The organism is Noviherbaspirillum sedimenti (assembly GCF_003590835.1).
GTDB classification, from domain to species: Bacteria; Pseudomonadota; Gammaproteobacteria; order Burkholderiales; family Burkholderiaceae_D; genus Paucimonas; species Paucimonas sedimenti.
On record NZ_QYUQ01000002.1, the window covers coordinates 2,542,540 to 2,561,468 of the forward strand.

Annotated in this window: 21 protein-coding genes; 7 read left to right on the forward strand and 14 right to left on the reverse strand. The window is 60.7% G+C overall.

The window, feature by feature from the left end:
* Positions 1–57 precede the first annotated feature (57 nt).
* Positions 58–1,920 carry a dihydroxy-acid dehydratase gene (ilvD, locus tag D3878_RS11815; RefSeq protein ID WP_119785640.1) on the forward strand — a complete coding sequence of 621 codons (1,863 nt, stop codon included), beginning with the start codon at positions 58–60 and terminating at the stop codon, positions 1,918–1,920.
* Between the two features lie 82 nt (positions 1,921–2,002).
* Here the strand turns inward: ilvD and D3878_RS11820 are convergent, their stop codons facing one another.
* From D3878_RS11820 to D3878_RS11835, 4 genes are all read right to left on the reverse strand, one after another.
* A complete protein-coding gene (locus tag D3878_RS11820; RefSeq protein WP_119785641.1) occupies positions 2,003–2,425 on the reverse strand; it encodes a VOC family protein in 423 nt (140 codons plus the stop codon).
* Between the two features lie 91 nt (positions 2,426–2,516).
* A complete protein-coding gene (locus D3878_RS11825; protein WP_119785642.1) occupies positions 2,517–2,927 on the reverse strand; it encodes a YybH family protein in 411 nt (136 codons plus the stop codon).
* A gap of 104 nt (positions 2,928–3,031) precedes the next feature.
* On the reverse strand, positions 3,032–3,388 hold the full coding sequence (locus tag D3878_RS11830; protein ID WP_119785643.1) for a DUF1304 domain-containing protein: 357 nt from the start codon (positions 3,386–3,388) through the stop codon (positions 3,032–3,034).
* Between the two features lie 103 nt (positions 3,389–3,491).
* Positions 3,492–3,875, reverse strand: a complete 384-nt coding sequence (locus tag D3878_RS11835; protein WP_233556319.1) for a DUF4260 domain-containing protein — start codon at positions 3,873–3,875, stop codon at positions 3,492–3,494.
* Between the two features lie 177 nt (positions 3,876–4,052).
* Here D3878_RS11835 and D3878_RS11840 point away from each other — a divergent pair, with 177 nt between their 5' ends.
* Positions 4,053–5,138, forward strand: coding sequence for an IS110 family RNA-guided transposase (locus tag D3878_RS11840; protein WP_119785644.1), 1,086 nt, complete (start codon positions 4,053–4,055; stop codon positions 5,136–5,138).
* A 688-nt stretch (positions 5,139–5,826) separates the two neighbouring features.
* Here the strand turns inward: D3878_RS11840 and D3878_RS11850 are convergent.
* The 4 genes from D3878_RS11850 to D3878_RS11860 are packed head-to-tail and all read right to left on the reverse strand — an operon-like array spanning position 5,827 to position 8,620.
* Positions 5,827–6,237, reverse strand: a complete 411-nt coding sequence (locus tag D3878_RS11850; protein WP_233556320.1) for a PaaI family thioesterase — start codon at positions 6,235–6,237, stop codon at positions 5,827–5,829.
* Between the two features lie 24 nt (positions 6,238–6,261).
* The gene (locus tag D3878_RS23500) at positions 6,262–6,549 is read right to left on the reverse strand and encodes a hypothetical protein (RefSeq protein ID WP_147383941.1); all 288 of its coding nucleotides are present in this window, start codon (positions 6,547–6,549) and stop codon (positions 6,262–6,264) included.
* Positions 6,550–6,568: 19 nt separating this feature from the next.
* A complete protein-coding gene (locus tag D3878_RS11855; RefSeq protein ID WP_420799514.1) occupies positions 6,569–7,768 on the reverse strand; it encodes an IS91 family transposase in 1,200 nt (399 codons plus the stop codon).
* A gap of 3 nt (positions 7,769–7,771) precedes the next feature.
* Positions 7,772–8,620: a tyrosine-type recombinase/integrase gene (locus tag D3878_RS11860; protein ID WP_119785646.1), complete on the reverse strand. Its 849-nt coding sequence runs from the start codon at positions 8,618–8,620 to the stop codon at positions 7,772–7,774.
* A 396-nt stretch (positions 8,621–9,016) separates the two neighbouring features.
* Here D3878_RS11860 and D3878_RS11865 point away from each other — a divergent pair, with 396 nt between their 5' ends.
* Complete coding sequence (locus D3878_RS11865; protein ID WP_119785647.1) at positions 9,017–10,147, forward strand: integron integrase; 1,131 nt, start codon at positions 9,017–9,019, stop codon at positions 10,145–10,147.
* Here the strand turns inward: D3878_RS11865 and proC are convergent.
* Together proC and D3878_RS11875 are read right to left on the reverse strand one after the other, a co-directional pair.
* A complete protein-coding gene (gene proC, locus D3878_RS11870) occupies positions 10,061–10,885 on the reverse strand; it encodes a pyrroline-5-carboxylate reductase (RefSeq protein ID WP_119785648.1) in 825 nt (274 codons plus the stop codon). The genes D3878_RS11865 and proC overlap by 87 nt on opposite strands.
* 69 nt (positions 10,886–10,954) lie before the next feature.
* The gene (locus tag D3878_RS11875) at positions 10,955–11,662 is read right to left on the reverse strand and encodes a YggS family pyridoxal phosphate-dependent enzyme (protein WP_119785649.1); all 708 of its coding nucleotides are present in this window, start codon (positions 11,660–11,662) and stop codon (positions 10,955–10,957) included.
* Between the two features lie 106 nt (positions 11,663–11,768).
* Here D3878_RS11875 and D3878_RS11880 point away from each other — a divergent pair, with 106 nt between their 5' ends.
* The 3 genes from D3878_RS11880 to D3878_RS11890 are packed head-to-tail and all read left to right on the forward strand — an operon-like array spanning position 11,769 to position 14,477.
* The gene (locus tag D3878_RS11880) at positions 11,769–12,812 is read left to right on the forward strand and encodes a type IV pilus twitching motility protein PilT (RefSeq protein WP_119785650.1); all 1,044 of its coding nucleotides are present in this window, start codon (positions 11,769–11,771) and stop codon (positions 12,810–12,812) included.
* Positions 12,813–12,846: 34 nt separating this feature from the next.
* Positions 12,847–13,983, forward strand: a complete 1,137-nt coding sequence (locus tag D3878_RS11885) for a PilT/PilU family type 4a pilus ATPase (protein ID WP_119785651.1) — start codon at positions 12,847–12,849, stop codon at positions 13,981–13,983.
* On the forward strand, positions 13,980–14,477 hold the full coding sequence (locus D3878_RS11890) for a glutathione peroxidase (protein ID WP_119785652.1): 498 nt from the start codon (positions 13,980–13,982) through the stop codon (positions 14,475–14,477). The genes D3878_RS11885 and D3878_RS11890 overlap by 4 nt, the downstream gene beginning before the upstream one ends.
* Positions 14,478–14,489: 12 nt before the next feature.
* Here D3878_RS11890 and D3878_RS11895 read toward each other — a convergent pair whose 3' ends face one another.
* Positions 14,490–15,215 (reverse strand): LrgB family protein, encoded by a 726-nt coding sequence (locus D3878_RS11895; RefSeq protein WP_119785653.1) that lies wholly within the window; start codon positions 15,213–15,215, stop codon positions 14,490–14,492.
* Complete coding sequence (locus D3878_RS11900) at positions 15,212–15,544, reverse strand: CidA/LrgA family protein (RefSeq protein WP_119785654.1); 333 nt, start codon at positions 15,542–15,544, stop codon at positions 15,212–15,214. The genes D3878_RS11895 and D3878_RS11900 overlap by 4 nt, the downstream gene beginning before the upstream one ends.
* Positions 15,545–15,608: 64 nt before the next feature.
* On the opposite strand from D3878_RS11900, the gene D3878_RS11905 reads away from it, so the two are divergent.
* Entirely contained in the window at positions 15,609–16,166 is a 558-nt protein-coding gene (locus D3878_RS11905) for a cob(I)yrinic acid a,c-diamide adenosyltransferase (RefSeq protein ID WP_119785655.1), read from the forward strand.
* Positions 16,167–16,226: 60 nt separating this feature from the next.
* On the opposite strand, the gene folE2 is transcribed toward D3878_RS11905, so the two are convergent.
* On the reverse strand, positions 16,227–17,033 hold the full coding sequence (gene folE2 / locus D3878_RS11910) for a GTP cyclohydrolase FolE2 (RefSeq protein ID WP_119785656.1): 807 nt from the start codon (positions 17,031–17,033) through the stop codon (positions 16,227–16,229).
* 18 nt (positions 17,034–17,051) lie between these two features.
* Positions 17,052–18,917, reverse strand: coding sequence for a 1-deoxy-D-xylulose-5-phosphate synthase (gene dxs / locus D3878_RS11915; RefSeq protein WP_119785657.1), 1,866 nt, complete (start codon positions 18,915–18,917; stop codon positions 17,052–17,054).
* Positions 18,918–18,929 lie beyond the last annotated feature (12 nt).

Below are 18,929 nucleotides of genomic sequence, written 5' to 3' on the forward strand. Positions count from 1 at the left end.
TTGACATTCGGTTTGGCGCAAGGCACATTACGCACAACTCATTTTTGGAAGAAAATCATGCCGCAATATCGCTCCCGCACCACTACTCATGGCCGCAACATGGCAGGCGCGCGCGCGCTCTGGCGTGCCACCGGCATGAAGGATGGTGACTTTGACAAGCCGATCATTGCCGTGGTCAATTCTTTCACCCAGTTCGTCCCCGGCCATGTGCACCTCAAAGACCTCGGCCAGCTGGTCGCGCGCGAAATTGAAGCAGCCGGCGGTGTTGCCAAGGAATTCAACACGATTGCCGTCGACGATGGCATCGCCATGGGCCATGGCGGCATGCTCTACTCGCTGCCGTCGCGCGACCTGATCGCCGATTCGGTCGAATACATGGTCAATGCGCATTGCGCCGATGCGATGGTGTGCATCTCCAATTGCGACAAAATCACCCCGGGCATGCTGATGGCGGCGTTCCGCCTCAACATCCCGGTCGTGTTCATTTCCGGCGGCCCCATGGAAGCCGGCAAGGTATTGAAGGTGGTCGACGGCGTGAAAAAAATCATCAAGCTGGATCTGGTCGATGCCATGATCAAGGCCGGCGACGACACCGTCAGCGATGCCGACGTCGCCGAGATCGAACGTTCGGCCTGCCCGACCTGCGGCTCCTGCTCCGGCATGTTTACCGCCAACTCGATGAACTGCCTGACCGAAGCGCTGGGCCTGGCCTTGCCGGGCAATGGCACAATCCTCGCCACTCACGCCGACCGCAAGGCACTGTTCCTGCGCGCCGGCCGCCTGATCGTCGAACTCGCCAAGCGCTACTATGAACAGGACGACGCCTCGGTCCTGCCGCGCAACATCGCCACCAAGGCCGCATTCGAAAACGCCATGGCCCTCGACGTCTCGATGGGCGGCTCTACCAACACCGTGCTGCACTTGCTCGCCGCCGCGCATGAAGCCGAAGTGCCCTTCACCATGGCCGACATCGACCGCATTTCGCGCAAGGTGCCATGCCTGTGCAAGGTCGCGCCGATGACCGACAAGTACCATATCGAAGACGTGCATCGCGCCGGCGGCATCATCGGCATTCTGGGCGAACTGGCCCGCGCCGGCTTGCTCGACACCTCGCTGCCGACCATCCACAGCACATCGCTGGAAGACGCCATTGCCCGCAACGACATCAAGCTCACGCAAGACCCTGCCGTGCAATCGTTGTTCAGCGCCGCACCGGGCGGCGTGCCGACGCAAGTCGCCTTCTCGCAAGCCAACCGTTTCGAATCGCTCGACACCGACCGCAGCACCGGCTGCATCCGCGACAAGGCGCATGCGTATTCGCAGGACGGCGGCCTGGCTGTCTTGTACGGCAACCTCGCGGAGAAAGGCTGCATCGTCAAGACCGCTGGCGTCGATGAAAGCATCCTGGTTTTCAGCGGCAAGGCCCGCGTATTTGAAAGCCAGGACGCCGCAGTCGAAGGCATCCTCGGCGACACCGTGCACGCCGGCGATGTCGTCATCATCCGCTACGAAGGCCCCAAGGGCGGTCCCGGCATGCAGGAAATGCTGTACCCGACTTCGTACATCAAATCCAAGGGACTGGGTAAACATTGCGCCCTGCTGACGGATGGCCGCTTCTCGGGCGGCTCTTCGGGGCTCGTGATCGGCCACGCCTCGCCGGAAGCGGCGGAAGGCGGCGCGCTCGGCCTGGTGGAAGAAGGCGACATGATCGACATCGACATCCCGCAACGCCGCATCAACCTGCGCATCAGCGATGCCGATCTGGCCAAGCGGCGCGCCGCCATGGAAGCCAGGGGCGATGCCGCATGGAAGCCGGTGGATCGTGAGCGTTATGTGTCGCAGGCCTTGCAGGCGTATGCGGCATTGGCGACATCGGCGGATCGTGGTGCGGTGCGCGATCTGGCGCAGTTGAAGCGCTGAGGCGCTATAGCGTTAGCGCATAGGATAGTTTGGGGATGGCGGCCGGAGGTCGCCATCCCCCCATTGATGCTTTAGTCATGCTTCAGTCCTGAGGCAGAAACTGCGGATTCCATACCACTTCCCAGAGATGCTGGTCAGGATCCTGGAAATAGCCGGCATAGCCGCCCCAAAATGTTTCCTGTGCCGGCTTCACGACAAGGGCACCCGCGGCTTCCGCCTGTTTCATGACGGCGTCCACTTCCTCTTTCGAGGCGACGTTGTGGCCTAATGTAAACTCGGTTGCACTTGAAGCGCTTACCGGCAATCCGGAATCATGGGAAAGACTTTTGCGGGGCCAAAGCGCCAGTTTCAATCCGGCCTGCAAATCAAAGAACGCAACTGCGCCGTATTCAAATTCCTGACCAATAATTCCGTCAGTTTTTAGCCCGAGACCATCACGGTAAAACGCCACCGCCAGCTCGATGTCGTCCACTCCCAAGGTAATGACGGAAATACGTGGTTTCATTTGGATACGCTCATTGCGGCATAACAACGCTGCAAAAAATTAACAACGCTGCAGAGAAATAAAGATTTTGACAAATTTCTTGCGTTGTAATTCATTGATTCTTATCCGGCGCACACACAGGCGTCAACAGATTCGCGTCGCGGGCCAGCAACCATTTTCCTTGCTCCTTTTTGAAGACAGTCAGCGTGTGCCCGGCGCGCTTCATCGGCGGCGCGCCATCCGCTGGCGTCGCGATGACGGTGAGTTCAGCCCACATGAACGCCCAGTCGCCCACCACCTTGATCTCCTGAATCGTGCTCGTGCCGTCGAAGCTGGGTGCGCCATGTTGCGCCTGTTGCCAGGCCGCCGCAGCGTACTCGCTCTTGCGCATGGGCGGCCTGCCCGCCACAAGGAAAATCACATCCTCCGCCATCAGCCCAAGGACCGTATCAACGTCGCCTGCTTTGGTGGCTGCCATCCACGTCGCAACAAGATTGCGGATTTGCTCTTCATCGGTTTGCATGTTTTCTCCTTTGTTGTCGATGGTGGCCAACGCTAAAGATAAGGGGCGACCAGTTTGACTGGTGAAAGATGACTGCGTGTTTGAGATCGGGCATTCTCAGACATTTAAGCGAGCCACATGAGAGCCATGCCAATGGCTGCCGGGAGTGCTTGCACAAAGAAGATTTTTTTGCTGACGGTTGCCGCGCCATAGATGCCAGCAATGATCACGCAGCACAGGAAGAAGACTTTGATGTGCATGCCTGCGCTACCCATGCTTAGTCCCCAAATGAGCCCGGCTGCCAGGAAGCCGTTGTACAGGCCTTGGTTAGCCGCGAGTACCTTCGTTGACTGTGCTTGCTCTAGCGTGAGCCCAAAGGCTTTGCGACCTACGGACTTATCCCAGAGAAACATTTCCAGAACAAGGAAGTATATGTGTAGCAGGGCGACTAGAACAACGATGATGTTTGCAGCGATTGTCATTGTGGCTCCTTGCGCGGGAGAGGCCTAAAGAACGTGTCATCTGCCAGTGAGCGCGTGTGCTTCAGCGGCAGCTATCTGTTGTGTGTCCGGGTTGAGCAAGGCCTTATGCATGTTTACCGATCCGTCCGAAATGGGTAAAACCAAATCCAGCTTGATATTTGAGGCCATAGCCAAGCATGCGATCAAATCCAATATGGGCACACCAAATCAAGCCGGCAGTTAGTAACAGTGGCATGGAGAGTAATAAGCCAGCAGTTAAGCAAGCAACTGCGCCGATATACGAGTGCGCAAAATTATAGGCGACCGCACCCACCCTTGGCCCCATCAGATAGCCTAAAAACGCAAGGTCAGGTACCAAGAAGAAAATTGCAAATACACCCCAACCATTTCCGAACTTGGAATACGCAAGTAAGGCCGCAGCAAGGACGACCAACCCTTCAAGCCGAAGGATTACTCGGACACCACCTGTTACTTCACCGGACATCATTTCTCCCTTATGCATAACGCCGAACTAACAGGCACACAACATGAGCCGCGAAGCGGCAGCTTTATGTGGCGTGTCCTGGTTGAGTGATGGGATGGACTCCTCCCGTCTTTTTGCGCGATAGTAGGCGCACTGGTCGACGTGGGGATGGAGATCAGTCGTCAACGAAAGGAGTCCACCATGTATGCTACTACTGTGGCCGTTGATCTGGCCAAATCCGTCTTTCAACTTGCCGTGGCCAATGCCCACTGGCGTGTCACCGAGCAACATCGGCTTACCCGCAGTCAATTCGAAAAATGGTTCAGCAACCGCGCGGTATCCCTGGTCGTCATGGAAGCCTGCGGCTCGGCCCATCACTGGGGACGTTGGCTCAACAGCCTGGGCATCGAAGTCAAGCTGCTGCCGGCGGCTTACATCCGCGCCTACGTCAAGCGCAACAAGACCGATGCCGCCGATGCCTGCGCCCTGCTGGAAGCCGCCCGCTGCGCCGACATCATCCCCGTCAAGGTCAAATCCATCGAACAGCAAGCCTTGCAAGGCCTGCACCGGACCCGTTCGCTCTGGATGGGCACCCGCACCGCGCGCATCAATGCCTTGCGCGGTTTCTGTCGGGAGTTCGGCATTTCCGTTGCGGCTGGGAGCCGCAACGGCCTGGAACAAATCAGTCGCGTCCTGGCCGATCCCTATTCCGCCGTGCCTGGCTTGATCCGTGGCACGATGACGCTGCTGGTGGAGGAAATCCGCCTGCTCGAAGTCCGCATTGCCCAGCTCGAACGTGAACTCACCGAACTGGCCAAACAGTCGCCTGCGTGCACCACGCTCCTGTCGATTCCCGGCATCGGCTTGCTCACCGCGACCGCCATGGTGGCGGCCACCAGCGGCCAGGTCAGCCACTTCAAGGATGCGCGCCATTTCGCCAGCTGGTTTGGCCTCACGCCCAAGGAACATTCGTCCGGCAGCACGCGGCATCTCGGGCGCATTTCCAAACGCGGTGATCGTTACCTGCGCATGCTGCTCACCCATGGGGCGCGGTCGGTATTGAGAGCGGCCAGTGTGGCGCATGCGGCCGGACGACAGATCGACGGCTTGCGGCACTGGGCGTTGACGGTCCAGGGCCGCACCAACCACAACAAGGCAGCCTGCGCCCTGGCCAACAAGCTGGCGCGCATTTGCTATGCCGCGCTCAGGGATGGCGAACCTTATACCGGCATGGTGACGCGCATGAACAAGAAAATCGAACGCACCGCGTATGCGATGCCGGCATGACCCGATTGCATGACCCTTGACCCACCCGCCTTTGCGTAGAGATTGATCGCCCATCATGGCACACCGGGAAACACCCACACCGTTTGACGCCGATAACTTTTCCGGCAGCTTGCCTGCCGCTTGTAACGATTGGCGCAATGGTGACGCAGATTCCATGTCGGCACGGACCACAGCAGAGTCCACATCAGATGCCGGATATACGACTGCAGGCTTATCCCTCATGCCAGACCTATCGATCAGTTTCTTGATTTATGGGAGGAGTCCATATATGACAAGTTAAACATTTCGCCTCCATCCAATAGCCATTGCCACCATCGCCACAATCCCTAAAAACATTGCGGCTCGCAAAGTGAACACTAGATCTACGCGTATATTTAAATCATGCGGAGTGGTGAATTCAGTGTAGGTCAGCCACCACCATACCAGCGCAGCCAGGAAGAAGCACATCCTCGCCAAAATTCTATAGAACGGCAAAAATACAGATACAGATAAAGCTAGGGCGACCAGCCCACACCTGTATGGGTGCCAAGCGAACAATTCCGCAAATAGCTCCATTACAGGAAAATCCTCCATTTTCTCTGGCCGAACCTTATATGTTTAACGTTTTATTGGCGGGCGCCGCAGGCGTCACCGTTGAATTAAAAATTAAGTTTCAACGATCACAATACAAGCAACCTCCGTCTCAAACTCAACCTTCCCGCCTGGGTGGAATGGAATACGTTCCCACGACGTGGGCTACCGCCTCACTGAAACCTTCCGAGTACAGCGCCACCTCGCCCACCGCGAGTGACCGCCCAACCTTCATGAGCTTGCACACGCCGATGATGCGGCCGTGACCCGGTGGCTTGCGCAAGAAATTGATAGTTAAGCTCGTAGTCACTGCCAAGGGAACAATTCCGATTTCGCCGAGGATGGCCACATACAACGCCACGTCCGCAACGGCCATGAGTACCGGGCCCGACACCGTGCCGCCTGGCCTCAACTCATCCGGCCCAACGTGATGTGACACTGTCGCTCCACAATTGCCAACCACCTCGACTACGCATTTACTCTGCGGGAATTCCGCAGCCATAAACGCGACGACTTCTTCTTTACTCACTGCCAAAAGTTCGCTCCTTGAAATTTAACGAATAGAGTTTATCTGCCGCTCCAGCAGTGCAAGCCAAGGGCTACTGCCGTGCAGCGGCAGATAAACGCTGTTGGACTGAACCGCCACACCGGCGGTGGTTATGGGGATTGTAAGCCGGGGAATGGCTGTTTTGGCAAGAATGTGGCGGTGGTGTTGCATCTTGACGGCAGTTCTGCAACAGCGCGGCGCCAGCAGCAATCGTCCATGCACCCTGAAACCCCTTTGCGGAAGGGGAATTTTGCCGCTGGCGGCGAACGCCGGCCTGGCCAGGGGATTCGCCATGCCTTGACTGCGTCGCCTCTCATGCCGCACCCCTGGCTCCTGGCGGGCCGGTCGCCAGGCAGCGCAGAAATGGCAGGCGCACCGGCGCAATCACCTCGATCACCCGCAGTCGCCCGTGCGCACAATGCCGGCAACAGCCAATGTCGATGTGCGCCACCCGCAGCATGAAGGCATCCACGCTCTCGATGACCTGCGCATCCGGCGGCGGGACTGCTAGCGCAGCACGGCACTGTGCCAGCTTCGCCTGCTTGTGGCGGTTGGCCAGGATGCCGTAGTGCCGGATGCGCTTGAATCCCGACGGCAGCACATGTAGCAGGAAGCGGCCAATGAAGGCCTCCGCCGGCAAGCGCAGGGTGCGCTTCTTGCCGGGGCTGGCATTGTCGCGCACCCGGAATGTCACTTCCCCTTCGGCCAGGCTGGCCAGCCGGTCATTGGAAATGCCCACCCGGTGCGTATAGCGCGCCAGGTAATCCAGCACCTGGGCAGGCCCGCCCAGCGGCTGTTTCGCGTACACCACCCAGTCATGCCGGCGCAGGGCCAGCAGCAGCGTGCGCCAGCCGTGGGCGCTGTCCGTTTCCGCATGCCGCAGCTGTCCGTCGCCACGTGCCGCCTTGAGTGCATCGATGAACTTCTCGCGAAACACCTGCGACAGCGCCTTGACCGGAAACAGGAAGCCGCGGCGGCTAGCAATCCACTGACCCTGGCCAGTCAGCGCGCCGCTGGCCACCAGCGCATGCACATGCAAATGCCGCATCAGGTTCTGCGACCACGTATGCAGTACCAGAGAGAAGGCCAGGCTGCCGCCCAGCCAGCGCGGGTTGGCGCCGAACGCGACCAGCGTGCCGGATGCCGCCTCGAACAGCATGTCGGTGATCAGCCGGAAGTGGCTGCCGGCCAGGCCATTCAACGCATGCGGCAGGGTAAAAACCAGGTGAGTGTACGGCACCGGCAGCAATTCGCGATGCCTTGCGGCGATCCATTGGTCCCTGGCCCGGCTCTGGCATGTCGGACAGTGACGGTTGCGACACGAGTGATACACATGCCGGGTGGCGCCGCAATCGGCACATTGCAGGACATGGCCGCCCAGCGCAGCGGTGCGGCATGACACGATGGCGCGCCAGGCCTTGGCCTGCGCAGGCGCAAGCGCATGCGCGGCAAGATAGGCGTTGCCGTGTTGACGGAAGATGTCGGCCAGTGCGATGCGGCCGCGGTGGGCCACGCCCTAACGTTTGGACAAAAGCGACGACAGCAGGTCCAGCGGCGAATCGGTCCTGGCCACTTGCCCCTGCAGATGCAGGTAGCGGGCGGTGGTCGTGATCTTGTCATGCCCCATCAGCCGGCCGATGGTATGGATATCCACGCCGGCTTCGAGCAAGTGCGTTGCAAAGGCATGGCGCAGGCCATGGATGCCGCCGGCCTTGGTGACATGGGCGCGGCGCTTGGCCGCATAGTACATCTTCTGCACTTGCGAGATGCCGATGGGCTGACGGCCGTCCGTGCGGGGGAACAGCCAGTCCTGCGAAGGCCGGGTCCGCCAGTACTGCCGCAAGGTGTCCAGCAGCGCGGCTGACAGCAGCGTATAGCGATCCTTGCCGCCCTTGCCGTTGGCCACACGCAGCATCATGCGCTCGCTGTCGATGTCGCCAACCTTCAGCCGGCAGGTTTCCGTCACGCGCAAGCCGGCCGCATAGGTCGTCATCAGCAAGGCCCGATGCCGCAGGTTGCTGCAGCCGTCCAGGATGCGATGGACTTCGTCGCGCGAGAGGATCTCGGGCAGTCTGGCTGGCGCCTTGCGGTTGGGAATCGTGAATTCAGCAGTAGGCTGCTTGAGCGTGATGTGAAACAGGAAGCGCAGCGCGCAGGCGGCCTGGTTGGTCGTCGACCAGCTCAGCTTGCGCGCCTCGATCAGGTGGAGCAGGTACTGCTGGACATCTTCCTGCGACAGTTGTTCGGGAGAACGGTTGTAATAGCCGGCAAGGCCGGCAACCGCGGCAATGTAGGCTTCCTGGGTACGTGCCGCCAGGCCACGCAGCACCATGTCGGCCTGCATCTGCTTGCGCAGTGGGCTCATGATCGTTTCCTTTTCTGTGCCGGGGAAATCCCCCGTTACAGCGTAGGAAACGCATGGCTTCAATGCCCGCTGCTGGTTGTGACTCTTTCCACCGCGCAGCGGTTTAGTTCAACTTTAATTAGGCGGACACCAGTGTCCGTTTTTTCTGGCGACCTGCCACCTAACCCCGGCTGCCAATCTCGCGGAAACGCTGTATCCACCGGCTTTTGACGATGAACTGCATAAAAACACAGTCCTAATTAAACGCAAAAAACGTCACGAAATTAATTGCGCCGGAATCCGGCGTCCGCCTAATCTGGCCTGGCGCCACCTAACCCGGGACTGCAAATTTGTGAAAACGCAGTATTCACCGGGGCTCTGACGATAGACTGTACAAAAATACAGTCCTAATTAACGATGAAAAACGTCACAACTCCCGGAAATTCGACAGCGGACGCTAAACCGCCAAAATTACTTGATTACTTGAAACGTTGTCTTCGTGACAAGCATTATAGCCTGCGAACGGAAGAAGTCTATGTTTATTGGGCACGCTGGTTTATCCGCTTTCACGGCTTGCGTCATCCGGCGGAAATGGGCGCGGCAGAGGTAAAGGCTTTTCTTTCCTACCTCGCCAACGAACGCCATGTGGCGGTGGCCACGCATCGACAAGCCTTGTGCGCGTTGTTATTTCTCTACAAGGAAGTGCTCAGGGTGGATCTGCCGTGGCTGGACGATCTGCACCGCCCCACCAAGCCGCCACGGCGCCCGACGGTGCTGACACCGGCGGAAGCCGGAGCGATATTCCAGCGCATGCAGGGAACCCATGCGCTGATGGCGCAGCTGATGTACGGCACCGGCATGCGCCTGATGGAGTGCGTAAGTTTGCGGGTCAAGGATGTCGATTTTGCGCGGCGCGAAATCACCATTCGCCATGGCAAGGGCGGCAAGGATCGCATGACCGTTCTGCCACTCTCGCTGGCGGGCGCATTGCGCGAACAAATTTCTGCCGCCAGGATCTTGTATGACACTGACCGCGATGGGCAGCGCATGGGCGTCGCGCTGCCGGATGCGCTTGAGCTGAAATATCCGCGCGCCGGCATGCAGTGGGGTTGGTTCTGGGTGTTCCCGTCAGATCACGAATCGACCGATCCGCGTTCCGGTGTCATACGCCGCCATCACATGTACGAACAGACCTATCAGCGTGCCATCCTGCGCGCCACTGCCGAGACCAAAATCGCCAAGCGCGTTACTTCCCATACCTTCCGCCATTCATTTGCAACGCAATTGCTGGAAGCAGGCTATGACATCCGCACCGTGCAGGAATTACTCGGGCACTCGGACGTGTCCACCACGATGATCTATACACATGTACTCAATCGCGGCGGACGCGGTGTGCATTCGCCCATGGATGCATTGAATCAGGCGAAATTCATTGCCGAACAAGCCCTTGCCGAATATGCCTCAGTCCCTGCCGGACTCTTCGCCCAGCTCTCGGCCTCGCGCGGAAGCCGCATGCAGCGCCTTGACGATGGCCTGCTTTACGCCTGAGGCTTCCATGCTGGTCAGCGCCGCGTAAGTGGTGCCGCCCTTGGATGTGACGCGCTCGCGCAGGACCGAGACCGGCTCGGTGGAATCGGCCGCCAGTTGCGAGGCGCCGATGAAAGTCGCGATCGCCAGTTGCGTGCCCTGCTCTATAGACAAGCCCATTTCCTGCGCTGCCTGCTGCATCGCCTCGATGAAATAGAAGACATACGCGGGGCCGCTGCCGGAGACCGCCGTTACCGGATCGATCAGCGCTTCGTCATCGAGCCAGACGGTCTGTCCGACCGCGCGCAGGATCGCATCGGCCGCTTCGCGCTGCGCTGCGGAGACACCCGGCAGCGCCACCGCGCCGGTGATGCCCTTGCCGATCAGCGCCGGTGTATTCGGCATGCTGCGCACAATGCCGCCATGCCCGCCCAGCCAGCGCGACAGGTCGGCGGCGCGGATGCCGGCGGCGATCGACAGCACCAGCTGCTTGCCGATGTGCGGCAGCAGTTGCGCCACGACTTCCTTCATTTGCTGCGGCTTGACTGCCAGTACGATCACGTCGGCTTGCGCCAGGACCGCGTCAGCGGTCTGCGCCGTGCTGACGCCGAACTGCTGCGCCAGCTTTTGCAGGGCGGCTGCATTCGGGTCCACCACATGGATGTTGGCGCCGGCGGTCAGCTTGCCGGCCAGGCCGCCGATCAGGGCGGTGGCCATGTTGCCGCCGCCGATGAATGCGATTTTCAAATTATTTTGCATGTTGGTCTTTCTGTTGCGGTTGAATTCTGTTGGATTATTGTGCGGTTCTTGTGTGGTACTTACTCGCACTTACTGGCGTGAATAATCGCGCCGGCCGAAGATCGCCGTGCCCACGCGCACGATGGTGGCGCCTTCAGCCACCGCCGCCTCGAGGTCGCCGGACATGCCCATCGACAGCGTATCGAGCGACAAGCCTTCGGCACGCAAGGATTCGAATAATTGCCGCACCTGGCGGAAAGCAGCGCGCTGCTGTGCGACATCGTCAGTCGGTTCGGGAATCGCCATCAGGCCGCGCAGGCGCAGGCGCGGCATGGCCGCTACCGCGCGCGCGATGGCGGCGGCTTCGTCGTTCTGCGCGCCGCTCTTGCTGGCTTCATTGCTGACATTGACCTGGATGCAGACGTTCAGCGGCGGCAGGTCGGCGGGGCGCTGATCCGACAGACGCTGGGCGATCTTTTCGCGGTCGACCGAATGCACCCAGTCGAAATGCTCGGCAATCGGCCGCGTCTTGTTGCTCTGGATCGGGCCGATGAAATGCCAGGCCAGCGCCGCTTCGGGCAGCAACTCGCGCAAGAGGGCCATCTTGTCGAGCGCTTCCTGCAGATAGTTTTCGCCAAAGGCGGCCTGGCCGGCGGCCACCGCCGCCGCCACATCGTCGGCGCCAAAGGTCTTGGAGACCGCCAGCAGGCTCACCTCGTGGGGCTCGCGCGACACTGCGCGCGCCGCCAGGGCTATCCGTGACTGCACGGCTTGCAAGTTCTGAGCAATTACGGACATAATCGGATTACTTTACACGATGTAACATTTCAATTTAATTAACATGCACCACCCACGCTTGCCTCATTGCGGCATTGGCGCCTTCCGAACGGCTCAGGGATTATAAATGGACATTTCCGAACTCCTCGCATTCTCCGTCAAGAATAATGCTTCCGACTTGCACCTGTCCGCCGGCCTGCCGCCGATGATCCGCGTGCACGGCGACGTGCGCCGCATTAACTTGCCGCCGCTGGAACACAAGGATGTGCATGGCATGGTGTATGACATCATGAACGACGGCCAGCGCAAGGTGTATGAAGAAAAACTGGAGATCGACTTTTCCTTCGCGATTCCCGGCCTGGCGCGTTTCCGTGTGAACGCCTTCAACCAGGATCGTGGCGCTGCGGCAGTCCTGCGTACCATTCCTTCCAAGATCCTGAGCCTGGAACAGTTGCACGCGCCGAAGATCTTTGGCGACCTGGCGCTGAAACCGCGCGGCCTGGTGCTGGTGACCGGCCCGACCGGCTCCGGCAAATCGACCACCCTGGCCGCCATGGTCAACCATGTCAATGAAACCGAGTACGCGCACATCCTGACCATCGAGGACCCGATCGAATTCGTGCATGACTCGAAAAAATGCCTGATCAACCAGCGCGAAGTGGGGCCGCATACACACTCCTTTACGGCGGCATTGCGCTCGGCGCTGCGCGAAGATCCGGACGTGATCCTGGTGGGCGAATTGCGCGATCTCGAGACCATCCGCCTGGCGCTGTCCGCCGCCGAGACAGGCCACCTGGTGTTCGGCACCCTGCACACCTCGTCGGCGGCCAAGACCATCGATCGTATCATCGACGTCTTCCCCGGCGAGGAAAAGGAAATGGTGCGCGCCATGCTGTCGGAATCGCTGCAAGCCGTCATTTCGCAAACGCTGCTGAAGACCAAGGACGGCGGCGGCCGCGTGGCCGCGCATGAAATCATGATCGGCACGCCGGCGATCCGCAACCTGATCCGCGAAGCCAAGATTGCGCAGATGTATTCTGCAATCCAGACCGGCGCCAATGTCGGCATGCAGACGCTGGATAGCAACCTGACTGACCTGGTGCGCCGCAATGTCATTTCCCCGGGCGCCGCGCGCGCCGCCGCCAAGACCCCGGAAAATTTCCCTGGCTGATACAAATCTGCCGCACACAGTATAAGGAAGCGCCATGGAACGCGATCAAGCAACCAAATTCATGAACGACTTGCTGCGCCTGATGGTCAGCAAGAATGGCTCGGACCTGTTCATCACCGCGGATTATCCGCCGGCGTTCAAGATCGACGGCAAGATGACGCCGGTGTCGAACCAGCCGCTCTCGCCGCAGCACACAATCGAACTGGCGCGCGCCATCATGAGCGACAAGCAGGCCGCCGAATTCGAGGCGACCAAGGAATGCAACTTCGCCATCAGCCCCGGCGGCCTCGGACGCTTCCGCGTCTCCGCCTTCGTGCAGCAGGGCCGGGTCGGCATGGTCTTGCGGACCATCACCACCAGGATTCCGAAGCTGGAAGAACTGGGCGTGCCGGAAAACCTCAAGGAAGTGGTGATGACCAAGCGCGGCCTGGTGATCATGGTCGGCGCCACCGGTTCCGGCAAGTCGACCACCCTGGCCGGCATGGTTGGTTACCGCAATGAAAATAGTTACGGCCACATCATTACCATTGAAGATCCGGTCGAATACATCCACCCGCACCGAAATTGCATCGTCACCCAGCGCGACGTCGGCGTCGATACCGAGGACTGGGGCATTGCGCTGAAAAACACGCTGCGCCAGGCGCCCGACGTGATCCAGATCGGCGAGATCCGCGACCGTGAGACGATGGATTTCGCCATCGCCTTCGCCGAGACCGGCCACCTGTGCCTGGCCACCATGCACGCCAACAGTTCCAATCAGGCGCTCGACCGCATCATCAACTTCTTCCCGGAAGAGCGCCGCCAGCAATTGCTGATGGACTTGTCGCTGAACCTCAAGGCCATGATTTCGCAACGCCTGATTCCCCTGCGCGATACCAAGGGCCGCTGCGTGGCGGTCGAGATCATGCTGAACTCGCCGCTGATTTCGGACCTGATCTTCAAGGGCGACGTCCACGAGATCAAGGAAATCATGAAAAAATCGCGCGAACTGGGCATGCAGACTTTCGACCAGGCGCTGTTCGACCTTTACGAAGCCGACAAGATTTCCTACGAAGACGCACTGCGCAATGCCGACTCGGTCAATGACCTGCGCCTGGCGATCAAGCTGCGTGGCAAGGATGCGCAGGGCCGCGATCTCTCCAAGGGTACGGAACACCTGGGCATCGTATGAGCACGCCATTCGACTTTGCCGCCGACAGCCAGGCCGGCGACAAGGTCGGGCTCGGCCAGTATCGCGGCCGCGTGCTGTTGATCGTCAATACCGCCAGCAAATGCGGCTTTACGCCGCAGTACGCCGAACTGGAAAGCCTGTATCGCGAATACGGCGAGCGCGGCCTGGTGGTGCTGGGTTTTCCGTGCAACCAGTTCGGCAGGCAGGAGCCGGGCAGCGCGGCCGAAATCGGCGCCTTTTGTGAAAAAAATTATGGCGTGAGCTTTCCAATGTTCGCCAAGATTGATGTTAACGGCGCCAACACGCATCCCTTGTTCGCGCATCTGAAAAGCCAGGCGCGCGGCGTGCTGGGCACACGGTCGATCAAATGGAATTTCACCAAATTCCTGGTGAAGAAGGATGGCAGCGTCTACCGGCGTTACGCCCCGCGCACCGCACCGCGCGAACTGCGCGCCGACATCGAGCGACTGCTGGCGGAGCCCTCGCCCGCCTGAGGCGAGGCTGCCTTAAATCACTCCGAACAGTTTCAGCGCCAGCGGCAGCAGGACCGCCGTCAGCACGCCCGTCATGCCCATCGCCAGGCCGGCGAAGGCGCCCATTTCCGCGCTGACCTGGAAGGCGCGCGCCGTGCCCAGGCCATGCGCCGTCACGCCCATGGCAAAGCCGCAAATGCTGTCATCGCGTATCTTGATGATGCGCATGAAGAACTGCGCCAGTGAAGCGCCGACGATCCCGGTGACAATCACCATCACCGCCGTCAGCGAAGGCAGGCCGCCGATTTTTTCGGCGATGCCCATGGCGATCGGCGTGGTGACGGACTTTGGCGCCAGCGACAATACCACCGCCGGCGAGGCGCCCAGTAGCCAGGCGATGCCCATGGCGGCGGCCACCGCCGCAGTCGACCCCACCAGCGTGCCGGCCAGGAAGGCGAACCAGTGGCGCCTGAGTTTCGCCAGTTGCTGGTACAGCGGGATCGCCAGCGCCACCGTGGCCGGCCCCAGCAGGAAGTGGACGAACTGGGCGCCCTCGAAATAATTCCGGTAGGGGGTGTTGGTGAGTGCCAGCAGCGTCACCAGGATCACCACCGCGATCATCACCGGATTGACCAGCGGGCTGGCCTTGGCGCGCGCATGCAGGCCGAGGGCGAACTGGTAAGCCAGCAGCGTTGCCGTCAGCCACAGCAGCGGCGAGGTCGACAGGTAGACCCAGATGCTGGTGAAATCCGGCGTCATTTCTGCAACCACTTGACGGTCAGGGCGGTCACGACCATCCCCAGCACGGTGCTGAGCACCAGCGCCGCCACGATCGGCAGCCATTCGTCGGCGATGCGCTGGCCATGCAGCATGACGCCGACGCCGGCCGGCACGAACAGGATCGACAGGTGGCGCAGCAAGCCATGCGCGGTCGGCGCCAGTTTCTCCGCGGCACCCTGTTTTACCATCAGGTAAAGCAGCAACAGCAGCATGCCGATCACCGGCCCGGGAATCGGCAGGCCAAAGCCATGCGCGGCGACTTCGCCGACAAGCTGGAACAGCAGCAGGATGACAAAAGTATTGATCATGTTCTGGCGTCTGGAATATCTGGAATAATGGGGGCCCGATAAGCACACATCTTACTGCAAGTATATGGGAAATCGACTCTCGAAAATCGCCACCCGTACCGGCGACGATGGCACCACCGGCCTGGGCGACGGCAGCCGCACCGGCAAGGATAGCCTGCGCGTGCTGGCCATGGGTGACGTGGATGAACTCAATTCGCAACTGGGCGTGCTGCTGTGCGAGGACCTGCCGGCGACGCTGCGCGAAGAATTGCTCTCCATACAGCACGACCTGTTCGACCTGGGCGGCGAATTGTGCATCCCCGGCTACAGCCTGGTGAGCGACGAGCACGTGGCGCGCCTGGATGCCTGCCTGGGAAAATACAATGCGGCACTGCCGCCGCTGCAGGAATTCATCCTGCCGGGTGGGGCGCGCGCCGCGGCGCTGGCGCATGTGTGCCGCGCAGTGTGTCGCCGCGCCGAACGCAGCGTTGTAGCACTCGGCCGCGTCGAGGCATTGCATGAACGGCCGCGGCAATATCTCAATCGCCTGTCCGACTTGCTGTTCGTGCTGGCGCGCGTATTGAACCGCCATGCCGGCGGCGGCGATGTCCTGTGGAACCGGGAGCGCCGCACCGAAGACTGAAGCTGGGCGCGCATAAAAAAACCGGCGCATCGGCGCCGGTTTTTTGCGCGCTGTTGCGCGTTATTGCGCGCGCTTGTCGTGCTCGATCAGCGCGTAGGCGGAATGGTTGTGGATCGACTCGAAGTTTTCCGCTTCCAGCGTATAGGCGACGATGCGGCCGTCGGCGTTGAGCATGCCGGCGACGTCGCGCACCAGGTCCTCGACGAATTTCGGATTCTCGTAGGCGCGCTCGGTGACGTACTTTTCGTCCGGGCGCTTCAGCAGGCCGAACAGTTCGCAGGAAGCCTGTTGCTCGATCTTGGCGATCAGCTGGTCGACCAGGATGTCGCCGGCCAATAGCGCGTTGACGGTAATGTGCGAGCGCTGGTTATGGGCGCCATAGGCCGAGATCTTTTTCGAGCAGGGGCACAGGCTGGTCACCGGCACCATCACCTTCAGGGTGACTTCGACCTGGTCGCCGCGAATGTCGCCGGTCAGGCCGACTTCATAATCCATCAGGCTCTCGACGCCGGATACCGGCGCGGTCTTGTTGATGAAATACGGGAAAGTCAGTTCGATGCGGCCGGCCTCGGCTTCCAGCAACTTGACCATCTTGCGCATCAGCGCGGAAAAATGCGCGATGTCGAGCGGCGCGCGATTGCCTTCCAGTAGCGCGATGAAGCGCGACATGTGCGTGCCCTTCTGCTCTTCCGGCAGTTGCACGTACATGTTCCAGGTGCCGACGGTCGGCTGCGCGCCGGAACTGGTCTTGACGGTGACCGGATAGCGCACGCCCTTGACGCCGACGCGCTGGATCGTCAGGCGGCGGGTATCGACCGTGCTCTGCACGTCGGGGATGGTAGTAAGGTTCAGATCGCGCGTATTCATCGCAGCTCTTTCAAAAATTCAGTTATTGACGACCAGGCGCGGTTCGCCCTTGCCGAAGCGCTGCAGGATCGAAGCCTCGATACCGGCGGCATCCAGTCCGCACATGGCCAGCAACTGGACCGCATCGCCATGGTCGATGAACTTGTCCGGCAAGCCCAGGTGCAGGATCGGCTTGACGATACCGGCTTCAGCCAGCGCCTCGGCCACCGCGGAACCGGCGCCGCCCATCAGCGCCCCCTCTTCCACCGTGACCAGTGCCTCATGGGTTTCGGCAAGCTGCCTGACCAGTTCCGCATCCAGCGGCTTGACGAAGCGCATGTTGGCCACCGTGGCGTTCAAAGCCTCGGCGGCGGCCAGCGCCGGCGCCAGCATGGTGCCGAAGGCCAGGATCGCAATGCCTTTGCCGGCGCGCCGGATTTCGCCTTTGCCCAGCGGGAGCACCTGCAAATCCTGTTGCACCGTGACGCCGATGCCGGCGCCGCGCGGATAGCGCACCGCAGCCGGCCCATTATATTGGAAAGCGGTGGAGAGCATCTGCCGGCACTCGTTTTCGTCCGCAGCCGCCATCACTACCATATTGGGGATGCAGCGCAGGAAGGCAAGGTCATAGTTGCCGGCGTGGGTGGCGCCGTCGGCGCCGACCAGGCCGGCGCGGTCCAGCGCGAAGGTGACGTCGAGGTTTTGCAGGGCGACATCGTGGATCAACTGGTCGTAGCCGCGCTGCAGGAAGGTTGAGTAAATGGCCACCACCGGCTTCAGGCCTTCGCACGCCAGGCCGGCGGCGAAGGTCACGGCATGCTGCTCGGCGATGCCGACATCGTAATAGCGGTCCGGGAAGCGCTGCTCGAACTGCACCATGCCCGAGCCTTCGCGCATGGCCGGAGTGATGCCGATCAGGCGCTTGTCGGCTGCGGCCTGGTCGCACAGCCAGTCGCCAAAAACCTGCGTGTAAGTCAGTTTGCCGGCCTTGGCTGGCTTGATGCCTTCGGCCGGGTTGAACTTGCCGGGACCGTGGTAGAGCACGGGGTCGGCTTCGGCCAGCTTGTAGCCCTGCCCCTTCTTGGTGACCACATGCAGGAATTGCGGCCCCTTGAGATTCTTCAGGTTTTGCAAGGTGGGTACCAGCGATTCGAGGTCGTGGCCGTCGATCGGGCCAATGTAATTGAAGCCGAATTCCTCGAACATGGTGGCCGGCATGATCATGCCCTTGGCATGCTCTTCCAGGCGCTTGGCCAGTTCCAGCATCGGCGCCGGCAGCATGGTCTTGCCGACGTTGCGCGCAGCGGCGTAGAACTTGCCCGACATCAGCCGCGCAAGGTAGCGGTTCAATGCGCCCACCGGCGGCGAGATCGACATGTCGTTGTCGTTCAGGATCACCAGCAGGTTGATATCGTCATACACGCCGGCATTATTGAGCGCCTCGAAGGCCATGCCCGCCGTCATCGCACCATCGCCGATAACGGCGATGGCGTGGCGGCTTTCGCCCTTGGTTTTTGCCGCCAGCGCCATGCCGAGCGCCGCCGAGATCGAGGTCGACGAATGCGCCGTGCCGAAGGTGTCGTATTCGCTTTCGTCGCGGCGCGGGAAGCCCGAGATGCCATTGAACTGGCGCAGCGAGGACATGCGCTCGCGCCGCCCGGTCAGGATCTTGTGCGGATAGGTCTGGTGGCCGACATCCCAGACGATGCGGTCTGCCGGCGTGTTGAAAACATAATGCAGGGCGATGGTCAGTTCGACCGTGCCGAGGTTGGACGACAGGTGGCCGCCGGTCTTGGAAACCGAATCGAGCACGAAAGCGCGCAATTCGCCGGCCAGCGGCTGAAGTTCGGTGCGCGGCAGCTTGCGCAGATCGGCGGGGCTGTTGATTTTATTTAGCATGTCCATGAGGATCTTTTC